17 protein-coding genes are annotated in these 16176 nt (G+C 45.6%); 10 read left to right on the top strand and 7 right to left on the bottom strand.

The window, feature by feature from the left end:
- Positions 1-40 precede the first annotated feature (40 nt).
- A complete protein-coding gene (locus tag F0265_RS02995; protein WP_171747695.1) occupies positions 41-1585 on the top strand; it encodes a M28 family metallopeptidase in 1545 nt (514 codons plus the stop codon).
- A 73-nt stretch (positions 1586-1658) separates the two neighbouring features.
- On the opposite strand, the gene F0265_RS03000 is transcribed toward F0265_RS02995, so the two are convergent.
- Positions 1659-2138: a YbaK/EbsC family protein gene (locus tag F0265_RS03000; protein ID WP_171747696.1), complete on the bottom strand. Its 480-nt coding sequence runs from the start codon at positions 2136-2138 to the stop codon at positions 1659-1661.
- Positions 2139-2336: 198 nt separating this feature from the next.
- Between F0265_RS03000 and amt the strand changes: the two genes are divergently transcribed.
- From amt to F0265_RS03025, 5 genes are all read left to right on the top strand, one after another.
- Positions 2337-4526 carry an ammonium transporter gene (gene amt / locus F0265_RS03005; protein ID WP_171747697.1) on the top strand — a complete coding sequence of 730 codons (2190 nt, stop codon included), beginning with the start codon at positions 2337-2339 and terminating at the stop codon, positions 4524-4526.
- 18 nt (positions 4527-4544) lie between these two features.
- Positions 4545-5828 carry an HD domain-containing phosphohydrolase gene (locus tag F0265_RS03010; protein WP_171747698.1) on the top strand — a complete coding sequence of 428 codons (1284 nt, stop codon included), beginning with the start codon at positions 4545-4547 and terminating at the stop codon, positions 5826-5828.
- A gap of 254 nt (positions 5829-6082) precedes the next feature.
- Complete coding sequence (locus tag F0265_RS03015; RefSeq protein ID WP_019274338.1) at positions 6083-6403, top strand: (2Fe-2S)-binding protein; 321 nt, start codon at positions 6083-6085, stop codon at positions 6401-6403.
- Positions 6400-7782, top strand: a complete 1383-nt coding sequence (locus F0265_RS03020) for an FAD/NAD(P)-binding oxidoreductase (protein ID WP_171747699.1) — start codon at positions 6400-6402, stop codon at positions 7780-7782. Before F0265_RS03015 ends, F0265_RS03020 begins: the two co-directional genes overlap by 4 nt.
- Positions 7782-9035: an FAD-dependent oxidoreductase gene (locus tag F0265_RS03025; RefSeq protein ID WP_216607761.1), complete on the top strand. Its 1254-nt coding sequence runs from the start codon at positions 7782-7784 to the stop codon at positions 9033-9035. The genes F0265_RS03020 and F0265_RS03025 overlap by 1 nt, the downstream gene beginning before the upstream one ends.
- Before the next feature lie 52 nt (positions 9036-9087).
- Here the strand turns inward: F0265_RS03025 and F0265_RS03030 are convergent, their stop codons facing one another.
- From F0265_RS03030 to F0265_RS03040, 3 genes are all read right to left on the bottom strand, one after another.
- Positions 9088-9876: a carbon-nitrogen hydrolase family protein gene (locus tag F0265_RS03030; RefSeq protein ID WP_171747700.1), complete on the bottom strand. Its 789-nt coding sequence runs from the start codon at positions 9874-9876 to the stop codon at positions 9088-9090.
- Positions 9877-9929: 53 nt separating this feature from the next.
- A complete protein-coding gene (locus F0265_RS03035; protein WP_171747701.1) occupies positions 9930-10232 on the bottom strand; it encodes a hypothetical protein in 303 nt (100 codons plus the stop codon).
- Between the two features lie 81 nt (positions 10233-10313).
- Positions 10314-10721 (bottom strand): GFA family protein, encoded by a 408-nt coding sequence (locus tag F0265_RS03040; protein ID WP_171747702.1) that lies wholly within the window; start codon positions 10719-10721, stop codon positions 10314-10316.
- Positions 10722-10790: 69 nt separating this feature from the next.
- Here F0265_RS03040 and F0265_RS03045 point away from each other — a divergent pair, with 69 nt between their 5' ends.
- The 4 genes from F0265_RS03045 to ompW all read left to right on the top strand — a co-directional run bounded on the left by F0265_RS03045 (position 10791) and on the right by ompW (position 14186).
- Positions 10791-11408 (top strand): hypothetical protein, encoded by a 618-nt coding sequence (locus F0265_RS03045; protein WP_171747703.1) that lies wholly within the window; start codon positions 10791-10793, stop codon positions 11406-11408.
- Between the two features lie 100 nt (positions 11409-11508).
- A complete protein-coding gene (locus tag F0265_RS03050; protein ID WP_006961487.1) occupies positions 11509-11808 on the top strand; it encodes an isoamylase early set domain-containing protein in 300 nt (99 codons plus the stop codon).
- 217 nt (positions 11809-12025) lie between these two features.
- Complete coding sequence (locus F0265_RS03055; RefSeq protein WP_040121910.1) at positions 12026-13279, top strand: peptidoglycan DD-metalloendopeptidase family protein; 1254 nt, start codon at positions 12026-12028, stop codon at positions 13277-13279.
- Positions 13280-13538: 259 nt separating this feature from the next.
- Positions 13539-14186, top strand: coding sequence for an outer membrane protein OmpW (gene ompW / locus F0265_RS03060; protein ID WP_045986565.1), 648 nt, complete (start codon positions 13539-13541; stop codon positions 14184-14186).
- Between the two features lie 75 nt (positions 14187-14261).
- Here the strand turns inward: ompW and F0265_RS03065 are convergent, their stop codons facing one another.
- From F0265_RS03065 to F0265_RS03075, 3 genes are read right to left on the bottom strand one after another with little or no spacing between them, the layout of a single operon-like run.
- The gene (locus F0265_RS03065) at positions 14262-14738 is read right to left on the bottom strand and encodes a PaaI family thioesterase (RefSeq protein WP_064486608.1); all 477 of its coding nucleotides are present in this window, start codon (positions 14736-14738) and stop codon (positions 14262-14264) included.
- A 55-nt stretch (positions 14739-14793) separates the two neighbouring features.
- Positions 14794-15315, bottom strand: coding sequence for an AAA family ATPase (locus F0265_RS03070; protein WP_171747704.1), 522 nt, complete (start codon positions 15313-15315; stop codon positions 14794-14796).
- A 33-nt stretch (positions 15316-15348) separates the two neighbouring features.
- A complete protein-coding gene (locus F0265_RS03075; protein ID WP_171747705.1) occupies positions 15349-15912 on the bottom strand; it encodes a hypothetical protein in 564 nt (187 codons plus the stop codon).
- Between the last annotated feature and the right edge of the window lie 264 nt (positions 15913-16176).

Below are 16176 nucleotides of genomic sequence, written 5' to 3' on the forward strand. Positions count from 1 at the left end.
GTATCACGTCTACAGAATTTACAAGGAACTCAGTTCTGCTATGAAAAAGACATTATTAGCTTTAGCTCTATTTGGGAGCGCTTCTGCCTTTGCAGCATCAGATGCCAACGTACTGAAAGATGGGGAAGTATGGATTACCACGGATGCGGACGCTCAGCATTTGATAACGCAGCATGGTGCAGCGGTATTCAGTGGCTTTGCAGCAAATCCAAATGCCGTGGTTGCCAAAATCAATGAGAAGCAGTTGGCAGCGCTCTCCAGTCATATGCACGAAGCGAAACACCGTTGTGGTGGTTACATGGTGCATGCAGATAAGGCAAGCGCAATGAAAGCGGCGGGTATGCCACTGTCGATGAGTACGTTTGAGAAGCCAGTGATCAGCTACCACGACACGGTCGAGTCGTTGATTGCGCAGGTTGAGCCAAACAACATGGTTACCACCATTGAAAACCTAACCAGCTTTACTAACCGTTTTTATACCACTTCTACGGGTATTGCTGCTTCGGACTGGTTGTTAGAGCGCTGGCAAGAAGAGATTAAGGATGTACCTTATGCCTCAGCTCAGCAAATTTCACACAGTGATTACCCACAGAAATCGGTTGAAGTAACTTTAGTTGGTGCCAAGCATCCGGACGAGATCGTTGTGGTCGGTGGTCACCTAGATTCAACAGTTGGGTCATGGACAACTGAAGGTACAATATCACCGGGAGCCGATGATGACGCTTCGGGTATTGCGACGGTGACAGAAGCGCTGCGCTTGATGATTGCCAGCGGTATCCAGCCAGATCGTACTATCAAGTTCTACGGCTATGCGGCAGAAGAAGTGGGCTTACGAGGTTCTCAGGACATTGCTCAAACGCTGAAAGGCGAGCAGGCGGATGTGGTCTCTGCCTTGCAGCTGGATATGACCAACTACAACGGTTCGGCTCATGACATTACCTTCATCAACGATTACACAGACGCGAATTTAACGGAATTTCTCAGCGAGCTAATTGATACCTACGCGAGTGAAATTACTTATGATTTTGACCGCTGTGGCTACGCCTGTTCTGACCATGCTTCATGGCACAACGCGGGTTACCCGTCGGCAATGCCGTTTGAAACCATGTTCAATGATTACAACCCGCATATCCACACTGAGCACGACACGCTGGAGAACTCTGACCCAACTGCAAGCCACGCGACTAAGTTTGCTAAGTTGGCCATCGCGTACTTGGTGGAAACCAGTTTGGATGATGCTGAGTCGCCAGTGAAGGAGCTGGAAAACGGTACACCAGTGGAGAACCTGACCTCTGGTTATTTCGACGAACAGTTCTTTGTTTTCCGCACTACAGAGCCGGGCGAAGTCACGATATCCATCACAGGCCCACGCAGTGGCGATGCGGATCTCTACGTGACCTACGAAGGTCCGGTTTCGAAAACAGAATATGATTGTCGTCCGTTCCAGAATGGCAGCAACGAACAATGTGTGTTTAACAAACCAGCGGGTGAGTTCAACATTATGGTTCGTGGTTACCGCAACTTTGACGAAGTAGATATTGTGGCTAGCTTTAGCCCTGAGAACGCTCAGGATCAAAAGCAATAGCAGAATAAAAAAGTCCACCAGTTGGTGGACTTTTTTGATGATGAATCGTCACCGGATTTCGGTTTAAAGCAAACTAATGGAAGATCTGGCTACTGAATCTCATCATTTTACTTTGGCCCATTAACTGGCGAAAAGATTCCTGATCAAGCTTGATCAAGGTTTCATGATCGCCAGCTTCAAAGTAGACGTAGTTCTGGCGAGTCAACACTTCATCATAAGTGGTCGACATGTGGTAGGCGCTACCAACTGGTGGTATGGCGCCATTCTCACAATCGTCGAACATCTCATAAATCTGTTGCTCTTTAACAAGGTGGAAATTGGCATTTAACTCGTCATTGAGCCGGGATAGGCTGATCTTATTGTTGGCGGGTAAAACAGCCATCATGTGATGACCATCGTGATCTTCCAGAACGATGCCTTTTGCCAGACAAACCAAAGGTATACCAGCAGCAACGCCGCTCTGGAGTGAGCTTTGGCTGTGGCTATGCCTGACTGTCTGGAACGGGATATCGTGTTCGCTTAGATATTGGTCCAATCGTGTTGCAATACTCATACAAACCTCCATGTGCCTGGGGCCCATGTTGAGTATAGGTAACGAACACTTAAGTCACCATGCGCGCTTTTCAACTCGTGCGAAGGCGAGCGGGCCATAAACCAATATGTTGAATTTGGATCTATATTAATACTTATATGCAATTGCATGGATGTAAATTCAGTTGCTTAATGCAAGTACTGAAAACATATAAATATTATGAATTCATTGTTCGTATTTTTGTGTACGTTGTTGGTCCTGCTGATGCAGGTCGGCTTCTTGCTCTTGGAAGCAGGGACCGTACGACGAAAAAATACGGTCAATGTGGCGGCGAAAAACCTGATTGATCTCGCGGTGGTCTTTGCCCTCTATTGGATAGTGGGTTATGGCGTGATGTTTGGTGACTCCTTACAGGGCTTTATTGGCACCAGTCACTTTATGATCCCCCAGTTCAACGAGATAGAGGACGGTGCGTTTTTCTTTTATCAAATGGTGTTTTGCGCCACGTCCGTAACCATCATTTCAGGTGCGATTGCCGAGCGCGGCAGTTTAAAAGGTTACATTGCGATTTCTATGCTGGTGGCGACCCTGATATACCCCGTCGTGGGTCACTGGGTATGGAGCAGTGAAGGATGGTTAGCGCAATTTGGTTTTGTCGACTTTGCAGGGTCAACCGCTGTGCATGCGGTGGGTGGTTGGGCGGCATTAGCAGCGGTGCTGGTTATCGGCCCCAGACTGAACCGCTTTGAAAAGGATCACGTTTTTAATCACAGCAGTTTGGTACAGACGGTCGCTGGTGTCGTATTTCTCTGGATCGGATGGTTGGGGTTCAACGCCGGTAGCTCGTTCGTATTCAGTTCGAATACATTCAATATCATCCTCAATACCATACTGGCTGGGGCGATGGGGGGGTTAACGTCAGCGTTGGTCTCACTTTACTTGATTAAGCGTGTGCATGTGCCGCATTTCTGCAATGGTATTTTGTCTGGATTGGTCGCCATCACTGCCAACTGCAATTTGGTCAATGCGCCCAGTGCAATTGCTATTGGCATGGTGGCTGCGCTGATTTATACCTTTACCAACCATCTGCTGATTCGCAATAAGATTGACGACGCCGTTGGTGCGATACCGGTTCATCTGGCGAATGGCATTTGGGGGACCCTCGCGGTGGCGTTGTTTGCCAACTCGGAGGCTTTCTCAGGGGTATTACTGGCGGAAGATCGAATCAGCCAGTTATGGATTCAGGTGTTTGGTGTCAGTGTGATAAGTGCGTTTGTTTTCCCGCTCAGCTATCTGGCGTTTTTCCTGATTAACAAAGTCATTCCTTTGCGAGTGCAGCAGGAAGAAGAAGTCATTGGACTGAATATCTCCTCACATGAAGCTGGTAGTGACCTCTATGATTTGGTCGCAGTGATGCAGCTTCAGGAAGAGAGTGGAGATTTCACTCAGCGCGTCAATTATGACCCAACGTCTGAGATTGGCATGATTGCCCGCCAATACAATCGGGTGTTGTCTCGCTTTGAAGAAGCGTTGGTGAAAGTGACTAAGAAACATCACTCTCTTGTCGAATCAAATCAGCGTATTAAAAACATGGAATCCAGACTACAGAGAGATGCAAAACTGTCGAACCTGGGTCAAGTGAGTTCAGGGCTGATGAGAGAGATCAATGAACCGATCAGCTATGTATTAAGCAACATTAATACGCTCAAAGATTACAATCGCTTTTTCAAACGTTTGGTCACCGAATACAAAACCTTTGCCGCTGTTGCTTCCGCGCATCCAGTTGTGGCGAAAGAAGTGCTGAGTCGAATCGACCGAATCTGCGAAGAAGAAGATCTCGACTTTGTCTTTGAAGATAGCGATGAGCTTATCAAGGCAACGTCGGAAGGGGCTTTGAAAATTGATAGCATACTGTCCAATATCAAAACCTTTTCGGAGTACAGCGACGAACAATTTGATCTAAAAGACATCAACGTCATTCTCTCTTCGTCGATTGAGACTCTATCCGATCAAATCGAATCCAATTGCAGGATCATCGAGTCATACGATGCGGAAGAGTCTTTAGTGTCATGCAGTGCTCAGCAGATCGAGCAGCTTTTTGTCAACTTGCTTCAGAACTCGCTACAAGCGATTGGTCGCGATCTTGGTGTCATCAAAGTGATGACAAGCAACGCTGAACAAGAGGTGGTTATTCATATTGTTGACAGCGGTATTGGTATTTCGGAGCAGAACTTACCTCAGATTTTTGACCCGTTTTTTAGTACACGAATGGACTCAAGTAATGCGGGATTAGGTTTATCCATCTGTCATGGGGTGGTGAACAACCACGGAGGGAAGATTGACGTGGTGAGTAAAGTCGGTAAAGGCACCAAATTTACCATCCACCTACCAATAGCAAACAATCACTAACATAGGGAGGGCGCACTTATGGATGCAAACACTCAAGTAAAACTTGCTATCGTTGACGATGAAGTGCAAATCACTCGCGCGTTGTCTCGGTTACTACGCAAAGACTTCAGTGTAGTGACATTTAATGATCCCGTTTCTGCCCTGACATATCTTAACGATCACGAGGTTGCCATTGTTCTGGCAGATTTGAGTATGCCTTCTATGAGTGGGGCAAAATTTTTCTATGAAGCAAAATACGTACAGCCAAGCGCGATTCGTGTGGCGCTTTCAGGTATTGCTGAGCAAAACGATCTGATTGAAGTGATCAATGAAGGAGACATCAGTTACGTACTTCCTAAACCTTGGGGAAATGAAGAGCTAACCAAAACGTTATTTCGATTCAAATCCCAGTTTGAGAAGACGGGAGGGACGGAAAAGTACGCCAAACGTCAGGAAGCCATCAACGCTAGGTTGTCTCAGGAAAAGGAAAGCCTAGCCAGCCAATTGGATGAGAAAATTAAGTACATTGACTTACTTGACCTAAAGTGCAAAGCGGCAAATCAAAGATACAACGGATTCATGCAAGATACACTCAGCATGATGATCAACATAATTTCTGATAACAGTCACATTCAAAAACCAGATCTGCTCCGAATGGCCAATCATGCGAAGGAGCTGGCTGGCTATATTTCATCGACAGATGAATCAAATGATGAGGTGTATACAGCCGCATTGCTCCACCCAATGGGTTTAATCTCTGATGAGAAGAGTAAGCCGCCATCATCTGCATACCAAGCTTACCATCTTGGTTGCTGCCATTTTGGGAATAAGGCCGCTGAGTTACTTGCGCAAAACTCTTCATTTGAATTTCTTCTACCAGGCATTCAGTATCAGGATGAAAACTTTGATGGCACAGGTTTTCCTGAGGGGTTAATTGGAGAACAAATCCCTGTGATATCCAGAATTCTGAGAGTTGTTAAAGATTATGATTACCTGACAGTGACACATGTTGATAGAAAGAAATTGCGTTTACCTGCGATGGCTGAGAGCTTAATGAAAGAGAAATCCAAGAGTCATTATGATCCACTCATTCTGAATGCTTACTTTCATATGCTAGAAGATAAGCGCAGGAATAATACAAGTGCACTGGAATACTGCGTCAGTATAGGCGATCTAAAGCCTGGAATTGAAATTAAACGTGATGTCTCCCTGCCAAATGGCAAAGTGTTAATCAAGAGAGGGAGCAGGCTTAATCAGGAGATGCTAGATAGGTTGTTCGAGCTTGAAGAATTCGAAAGTCAGAACTTTGTTTATGTCATCTAAATTAATTTTTCTAATCCAATAAAATCCCTTCGTTTAATAAAAAATTATTATATTTCCGTTCGCCTTTGAGCCGATTTACGCTTTCACCTTCCATATTTTTACAGTGGTCTGATGAGATACTGAGTAGTAGCACAAGTATTTCCCTTAATAATTGTGATGGTTCTTTTTAAATTGAAAATGCGTCTTTTTTGATCATTTCCCTTACTTTTTTTATGGGTATGATGCGTATGCGCTTTGTTGCATTGGAGAGGTGTATGAATTCTATTACAAAAAGAAACCAAGATATTACTAAGGTGCTCGATAAGCCCTTCACCATCAACGTTGACGGAAAACCCATTCCGGCGGTTGAAGGTGAAAGTGTGCTAAGCGCTTTGTTGGCTTCAAATATTCGTCAGTTGATGACAAACGATTACGGGGCGGAATCCGGCCCATATTGTGGAATGGGGGTATGCCATTGCTGTTTGTTGCACATTGATGGCCGTCACAAGCAGAGAGCCTGTCAGACTATCGTCAAGCCTGATATGGAAGTGGAGACCAGCCGAAACTTGGTGCTTGAGCAAGGGGGTGAGGTATGACTAAGAAAGTTGTGATTGTAGGTGGTGGACCGGCTGGTATGTCGGCGGCAACCGAACTGGCACGCTTTGGTATTCATTCCACCGTGATTGATGAAGCACCCAAAGCGGGTGGTGTTATTTATCGGGGGCCGTGGCGAAAGACGGCGGACATGCCCCATCTGGACGAAAAGCTGACCACTGCAATGGACAAGCTTCAGGAGGATTATCAAAACAATGCGTCATTCATTGACTTGAGAACTCAGACACGAGTCCTAGGGCCTTTGGGTGATAACAACTTATTGGTTACCCATGATCACGAGCTGTCTAACATCGAGTATGACCATCTGCTATTGGCGACGGGGTGTCAGGAACGAAGCATCCCTTTTCCGGGCTGGCAGCTTCCAGGTGTGATGCTTTTAGGTGCGATACAGCTACAGCTCAAAAGTGGATTAGTCAGACCGGGTAACAAAGTCGTGATCACAGGGAGTGGCCCGCTGCTAGTTCTGGTCGCTTGCCAACTGCATAAAGCGGGCTGTCAGGTTGAAGCGATTTATGAAGCGGCGAAATTTTCGTCGGTAGCCAAAGAAACGCTGGCGATGCTCAACCGCCCTCAACAAGCGTTGGATGGTCTATCGATGATGTGGTACCTCAAGCAACACAATATCCCGCTCCACTATGGATGGGGATTAGTGAAAGCAGAAGGGGTCCGCCAACTCAATGAAGTGACCGTTGCACCATACGATGACAACTGGTTCCCAGATCACTCTCAGGCTGTGACCCATGTTGTGGATACCTTAGGGGTAGGCTATGGCTTTGCGGCTCGCTCGCAGCTGGCTCAGCTTATTGGTCTCGATATTGAGTATGACCACATGAGTGGGGCAATTCCCGCCGTTGATAAATGGCAACGAAGCAGTCAGGAAAACATTTTCTGTGCTGGTGACAGTGCCAAAATTGCGGGTGCAGATGCCGCCATACTGGAGGGCAAGATCGCCGCAAAAGCCATTGCTTGTGAAATTGGCAAACTGGGTAGTGCGGACGCAGAGCAATACATAGCTGCAATGCGACGTAAACTGTCTCGTCTCTATCGTTTCCGTCAGGCCTTTGATAATGCGGGTTTCCGAGAGCTCGGCCTGCTTTCTCTACCAGAGGAAGATACCGTGATTTGTCGATGTGAGCAGGTGAAGAAAAAAGCCATTGATGAAGCGATAGCTCAAGGCTGTCGAGACATTGTGACCCTAAAAATGCGCACCCGCGCGACCATGGGGGACTGTCAGGGCAAAACCTGCGCCCACTATTGTTACGACCGATTGAAGAAAGAAGGATTCAGTCAGGAACAAGGCCTAGTTCGCCCTAGATTCCCACTCGATCCAATCCCATTTGCAGCGCTGGAGGAAGAATAATGAAAGCGTATGATGTAGTCATTTGTGGTGGTGGTGTTATTGGTGCGTCCATTGCGTACTTCCTGAGCCGTCAGAAAGATCTCAAGATTGCTGTCGTTGATTTCAAATACCCGGGAAATGCGTCTCGTGCATCTGCGGGTGGACTGTGGGCAATGGGCGAGTCGACGGGGCTTGGCTGTGGTGTCATCTTGTTCAAGACATTATCCAAACAAATGCAGGAATCAGGGACAAATGAAGCGCCGGAGATGAACCCGCATATTATGCCGGAGCCATTTTTTGATATGGCGATGATGTCGAATGCGATGTACCCAGCACTATACGAGGAGCTGGTTGAAAACCACGGTGTCGACTTCAAGTTTGAACGCACAGGTCTGAAGTTTGTGATGTTCGATAAATATGACCGTATGTACGCTGAACAAATCGCTGCCGCGGTGCCTAATCGTCACGACCATGTTCGTTGGGTTTCTCAGGATGAGCTGCATGCTGAAGAACCGAACGTATCCAAAGATGCCATTGGTGCGATGGAGTTTGATTGTGACCACCAAATTAATCCGTATCGCCTCAATGAAGCGTATTTGGAAGCCGCGCGCCAGAACGGAGTTGAGCTGTACCTCAATACTAAAGTGACAGGTATAGAGAGGCAGGGTAACCGCGTTACCGCAGTGAAAACGGAACAAGGTGTTTTACCGTGTAAAATGATGGTCAATGCTGCAGGTGCTTGGGCTGAGACCATTAGCCAATGGGCGACAGGTTATAAGCTGCCAGTGTTCCCGGTTAAAGGGCAGGTGATCATCACAGAGAAACTACCTAAGTTACTTAACGGCTGTTTGACAACCAGTGATTGCTACATCGCGCAGAAAGACAATGGTGAGATCCTGATAGGCTCGACCACCGAAGAGCGCGGATTTGATACCAGCAATGATATTAAGTACATCAAGCAGTTAGGTCAGGGCGCGATGAAATCCATCCCTGCGCTCAAGGACATGAACATCAAACGTTGTTGGGCGGGGTTGCGTCCGGGCTCTCCAGATGAGTTACCGATTATTGGTCCGGTTCCGGGTGTGGAAGGTTACCTCAATGCATGCGGACATTTCCGTACCGGTATGCTGACATCAGCGATAACGGGTCGAATTCTCGATGAACTGGTGAGAAGTTTACCGACTTGCGTTGATATTTCACCTTTCTCCTATCAACGCTTCCTAAATAGCGAAGGGGAAATGATCGGTAAATACCAATTGGATCACGCTCTATAGATAGGTTTATTTTTGAATAAGACACGAGCCAGCGACTACGCTGGCTCACTTTTTAGCTAAGTACATCACTCACTGAGTCCATTTCAGGAACCAATTCCACACCGAGTACTTTACGTGGTGTCGGCAGCGGGCATTCAATGTCGAGAGTATAGACGGCCTCTTCTTGGTGGAAAGGGGCAATTAACTCCCCAGTAGGTGTGCAAATTCGGCTGTCGCCACGATATTCTCCAACCAACTCTTCAGTCACATCTTCGCCAACACGATTACAAGTCACTATGTAGTAACCATTTTCGAGCGCTTTTGCTCTCGCGACATGCAAGCTGTACTCGCCGCCAAAGTTCGCTGGGTGCAGTAGCACATCGATACCTTGCTTGGCATACTCGCGAGTGATTTCTGGAAACCATAGATCAAAGCAAATGGCGATACCAAACTTCACTCCCTTGTGCTCGAAACAGGTTAGCTGGTCACCTCGTGAGAAGTAACGCTTATCGATATTGGTTTGGCTGATCTTGCGAAAGCGGGCCTTTAGGCCATGTTCATCTACCACAGCCACACTGTTGTAAAACTGATCGCCGTGCTTTTCCGCCAGCCCCGCAACAACTAAGGTATTGTGCTGCTTTGCCAGATTCTGCAGTGTGGCTATCGTTTCGCTGTCAGAGAAGTTCTCACATAGCGCATGAATTTCTTCTGTGGTGTTAAAAATGTAACCTGTCGTTGAAAGCTCAGGAAGAAGCAGAATGTCACCAACCTCTTTTTGGTTAGCGACTAATGAGGAAATATGGTCAAGATTGCGTGCTTTGTCTTTATAAAACACCTTGTTCTGAACCAGAGTGATCTGCATAGAGTGGTCTCTTTGTTTGAAGGACGAAATGGTTTGAGGTTAAGCGCTATATGTTACGGACAGATGTCACTCACTTCATTTTCACCGCATGGAAAACAGCTTTTTCTTTCTGGTCCGATATAGGCGTGGCACACTTCACCGGTTTCAATGTTGACTAGGAAAGAATGGTTCAGGGTTTTGTAAAAGTAGTGAGTAAACTCCATGCCCTGATCGTTGAATGTTTCAACAGTATCTGGCTCTTCATCCAACTGAAACATCAAGTCGAGATCGGTAACCCATTCATACGCTTTTTCCGTTTCGGTGGAGTGTGCTGTGGAAAGAAACATTAATCCTGAAAGCAAAACCACAAACTTCATATCATTGTCCGTCACTGTGAGGGCTGAATATAGAGTACAGCCCATATTAAGAGAAGGTTTGTGAATCAATATCTCATTCTGTTAATGGTGATGTTCCATCTGGCAGTCAAATTTGACCCAGCCGTGTTGCCTTTCTTCGTAAACAGAGAAGCTTGGGGTCTGAAAATCTTGCTCTTGGAAAATACCGACAGGTATGACAATGAAATCTCGGGCGGCACTGAGTTTGAGTGACATTGTTGTGCTGCACCTAGGGCAAAAAGAGTAGGTGACTTCATTGCCTGAATCACTGATACGAGTGTATTCGACAAGATCACCGCTGAAAGAAACTTGCTCTTGATTAAATCTCGCCTGAACCCCGAAAACGCTCCCCGTTCGCTTTTGGCATTCAAAGCAGTGACAGACTGATGTTCTGATTGGCTCACCACGGCAAACCATATTGACTTGCCCACAACTGCAATCGGCCATACGTATTTTCTGCTCGTGTTCCATTTTATCTCCTTGTCCTTGCTGCTAACATGACGTCACTATGTTCATGTATCTGATAAGACATACTACAAGATGAAAAAGCGCCTTTTACCAATTCCTCTGATTCTTTTGATTCCGATCCTCTTATTAATAGTAGTCACGATCGCGGGCCTGTACCGATTCAGTCTTTCTGATGAAGAAATCATGGCAAAGTTTCCTAATCAAGCTGCAAGCAGTGATGCTGTCATGCAGTCTGTTTTTGGCCTTTCGACTACGAACCCTTGGACGGTGAAAGTGCCCGAAAGTCAGGCGTATACGTTTATGGAAGAGCTGAACCCAACGACAGGGCTGGCGAGCGGCACGTATGAAGATGGTGAAGAACGTGGTGTTGTTACTGTGGATACAAGCAAGTTGCTTCAGATTACCCCCACGATGTTTGCCTCGATTATGACCGTCTCAAATCAAGGCTCCGGTGTATTCTATTATCTGGCGACGTTTCACTATGACGAGTTTCGAAAACGCATGATTTCGAAAGAAGCGCAATTTCTGGGGGACCGGATCGTCGTCGACGGACTAGAAAAACAGCAGCACAATATTAGCGTAACTGTTAAACAACGTGATGCTGATCAACCCATATCACAAGAGCCTACCGTTTCAACGACTATACTTTTCGAGTTGACTGGGCAGGATAGCCTGGAACGTGTCGAATAATCAGTGTTCAATACGGTATTGTGCATAGGGTACGGATTGCTTATTATTTGGCCTGACAAGTTATGAGATGGATTTGTTATTGTCGTTAATGGAGTTAAACATGATCAATAAGCGATTCTTTAAAACGAAAGATGAAGTAGAAGTGACGTTCGAACTTGCTGCAGAACAAGTTGGACAGTCAGTGGCTATCGTAGCGGATTTTCTGGATTGGCAGCCAACCGAAATGAAGAAGGTGGCTAAGAGTAAATCCTACAAGTTTAAAACGCGTCTGCCGAAAGACAGCGAATTTGAGTTTCGTTATCTGGTTGATAACGAGAAGTGGATAAATGACCCGAATGCGGACCAATATCAGCCAAACGGTTTTGGCTCAGATAATGGCTTGGTTTCCACCTATCAGTAATCTGAATGCATGTGAAAGTGGGTGATTACTATCAACCATGAGTCATATTTACAAAGGCGCGTTTGCGCCTTTTTTGATCCAAACCTGACATTCCATAGGTGACAAGCTAGGCATAAATTCGTACCCTTAGGCCTTTCTAAAAATCAAGCTATAAGGTCAAACTGTGCAATCCAAAAGATTGACGTCTCGCTTTCGAGAACTCTCCAAGTCGAGAAAAATGATGCTTTTGAGCCTTCCTGTTGTTGCCGCATTGGTTTTATCTGCAACAAACAAAAGCAACCAGTATCAGCGCACTATTGATCTTTCGCTTCCTGAATCCAGCATTGTGAATGACTTGCTTACTGACGTTGAAGTTGTTCATGATATGCCAAACTACGAGTACGTGATTCAGAAAGGCGACAATCTGAGTTCCATTTTCAGCCAGCTGGGCTTTGGTTACAGTGAACTGATGAAGATTATGGAAACGGATCTTAACTATCTTGCGCTGGATACATTAAAACCGGGAAATACCCTAAGATTTTGGCGAGATGCTGAAACTAAGAACTTAGCCAAAATGGAGCTTGAGTTCAGCATTGTGGAACGCGCCGTTTATAAGCGCCACGATGATGGTAGCTATACGTTTGAGGATGTGAAGATCCCCGGCACCTGGAAAGAGCAGGCGTTAGTGGGAGAAATCGCAGGCAGCTTCTCTCAATCTCTGCACCGATTGGGGCTGGGAAGTAGTGAGAACGAACAGATCGTATCGCTGCTCAAAGACAAGCTCAACTTTGCCCGCGATCTCCGTGCTGGTGATGTGTTTGAAGTGGTGTTATCGAAGCAATATGTTGGCGAGCAACTAACGGGTAACAAAGAGCTTCAAGCGGTGAAAATCTATAACCGCGGTAAAGAAGTGACGGCTTACCTCCACTCTGATGGCCAGTACTACGATAAGAATGGTAATAGCCTGCAACGCGCATTCCAACGTAAACCGATTAATGCGAATTACCGACTAAGTTCCAACTTTAACCCAACGCGGAAACACCCAGTCACTGGACGAATTGCACCGCACAATGGCACGGACTGGGCTGCGCCAACAGGCACGCCGATTGTGTCAACTGGTGATGGTGTGGTTGTCATGACACGCAAACACCCATATGCGGGTAACTATGTTGTGATTCAGCACGGTAGCCGATACAAAACGCGTTATCTTCATTTGAGTAAAATCCTTGTTCGAAAAGGGCAGAAAGTATCACGTGGTGAAAGAATTGGTTTATCTGGTGCAACTGGTCGTGTGACCGGTCCTCATATTCACTATGAGTTGATCGACCGTGGCAGGCCTGTTAATGCAATGACGGCTAATATACCAATGGCGAGTTCTGTTCCAAAAAGTGAAATGACCGCATTTAAGGTGCGTCGAGATGAACTTGATGCGATGTTGCGACAGCAAGAAATTCAACTTGCTAAGCAAGGCGAGCCCGAAACCACAGGCTAACCGTGAACATATCTAAACAAAAAGCTCCTTCGGGAGCTTTTTTTGTCTGTGACACACGCAAAGGCTGCATTACATAAATGTCATCATGTTGCATTGAAAAGGTGATCAAGTCGAAACAAATGTAAATCGCTAATCAATAAAATTCACAAATTGATTTCCATCAAAAGAGTAGGGTCTTTGTGTGATAACTTGCACGCCACAATAAATAAGATTCCCTCAATCATTAATTAAAAGAAAGCCCTACGTAAGGAAATCAACAATGAAAAAAACAGTATGTGGTTTGGCAGTCGTTGCTGCCCTTGTTTCCGGTAATGTTCTAGCTCACCAAGAAGGTGATTTTATTGTCCGCGCGGGTATCGCAACCGTAGCGCCAAATGACAGCAGTGGTGACGTACTAAATAACGCAGGCTCTGAGTTCGGTGTGGACTCCAACACTCAGCTTGGCCTGACTTTTGGTTATATGTTGACTGACAACATCAGCTTAGAAGTACTTGCTGCGACCCCTTTCTCGCACAAAATTTCAACTAACTTTGGTAACTTAGGTGATATTGCTGAGACAAAGCATCTGCCACCAACTTTTATGGTTCAGTACTACTTCGGTGACGCGAGCAGCGAGATTCGTCCTTATGTTGGTGCAGGTATCAACTACACAGTTTTCTTTGATGAAGAGCTAAATGGTACAGGTACTGGTGCGGGCTTGAGCGATCTTTCGTTAGATGATTCTTGGGGCCTTGCTGCAAACCTTGGTGTGGACTACATGCTTAACGAAGACTGGTTCCTGAACGCTTCTGTCTGGTATGCCGATATTGATACAACAGCGACGTATAAAGCTGGTTCTACTGAGTACTCAACAGACGTACAAATCGACCCATGGGTATTTATGATCGGTGGCGGTTACAAGTTCTAATGACTGGTTCGACATAATAAGTTGAATGGTTTATGCAAAGCCAGTGATGCAAATCACTGGCTTTTTTAGTCGTGATTATCGACCTTCAAACCACTCATTAGGGACTTTGACGGCTACAACCCGGCTTTGACAGCAAAGTGTGTTACCAGAAAACAGTTCGCATTGGAGCTCTATTTTGTTGTCTTTCGCATCAATGATAGAAGCGATAAGTTGAACGTCATCGTCTATGGGAACCGGTCTGAGGAATTTGACATCCAAACTTCCGGTTGCAAACCAAATCATTTCTCCTGTTCCTATTTCTCTGCCTTGCATCTCATAGCCTTTCGCTATGGCGGTGCAGACACAGTGGCAATCAATGATGGTTGAGATGATCCCACCATTGAGGAAATGCAAAGGGCCGGCACTGTGATGAGCAGAAGGAGTGAAAGTACAGACAGACTCATTGTCTCCATTCCAGTAGCTTTTGATTTGTAGCCCCATCGCATTTTCGGCTCCACAGCCAAAACAATGGTTATTGGGAATCTGTTCCTGAAAGGCGTTGTTCTGCTCCATACCGGCTCCTGAGACGTTAGTATTTTTAGATTTCAAAGAGTTATACACAGTCTAGTTAAGCAGGAGATGACCAGACTTCAAGCTTATCTAGCAATTCTGTGAAGGCTTGCTCAATGCTTTTTCCTGCGGTATCAATTCTGATGACGTCATCAGGCCATGCTTCATAGTGGCGGTTTTCAACCTGTTCCCAATTTGGCAAGACAAGGTTTTTAACCGTGTTAGGTCGTGTTTGAACACGATGTTTATGCTCTTCTTTATCCGAGCACCAAATTTCAATGTCGACAAAGCGGGCGTCTACACTGGTGGCGACATCACGCCATTCACGTCGTGTGAGTTGTATAGGGTTACAAGAGTCTGCAATCGCGCTAATACCTAGTCGAAGGTTGTCTTCAATGATTCTGTAGCTGAGCCGATAGCCTTCGCCTTCTACTTTAAAGCTACATAGGTCTCGCAAGCCTTGTTCGACAGTATCAATACGCACATACATTGATGATGTATGTTGTGCGAGGCGCTGAGCGAGTGTTGATTTACCAGAAGCTGGTAATCCAGAAAAGATGTATAAAATTGGACGGTTCAAAGAGTCTCCATACCAGTGTGGGACTGGACGTGCTTAAAGCTTGTTAGCCAGCTTCTTAATGTAATCTTTTGCTAAGGTAGTGTCATCACGGCTGAGCCATTTGATGCAGTCGAATAACTCCCAAATAAGCCCTTGATCACCGCTAGTATACGCAGGGAAGTCTTTATGCTTGGGTGCTGGCGCATCAGTAAGGCGGGAGGTGACGATATCTGATTTATCAAATAGTACCTTATAAGGTTTTGAGAGCATGAAAGGTTCTTCAAGATCAAGACAGTGAATCTCAGCGCTGGTCATATCGTTGAAGATATACTTCTTGAAAAAAGCATGGTCATTGTGGAAGCCATCGAGACAGTAAAAGATCTCTTTGTTGCTTTCAAATGCTCGGTAAGCCAGCTCCGATGTTCGATGGAAACCGTTGGTCGTGAAGACAATAACATCGGCATCAGAAACCCTGTCACCAGTCTCCGCAGCCAAGGAGCCTAGCAATACCGCAGCAAGAACATCTTCGTGGTCGATAAAAGCGTGATAGATCGAATCGACTAGGGCTTGTTGCAGCGGCAAGTGAGACAAGTTGAGTTGTGGCAGTGGCTGGGACATGTTTCTTACCTATTAGTAATGATGAAAATCTAAAATAAATTAATAATCGAATGAATACCACAATGCCATACGTAGGTATTTTCCTAAGGCGCTAAATTTTCATGACTATAATTCCATTGTTTGTGGTTTTTAATGATATTAATGATATTTTCAGTATCTCATAATAAATATTATCGTTAGCTTTTAATGAGTTATTTAATATTAATTTATTGAGTATTTGTGCATTGATATTCATTGCTTTAGAGATGTTTAAGTTTTTCAATA

Origin of the sequence: Vibrio sp. RE88 (assembly GCF_013113835.1) — a bacterium.
Lineage (GTDB): Bacteria > Pseudomonadota > Gammaproteobacteria > Enterobacterales > Vibrionaceae > Vibrio.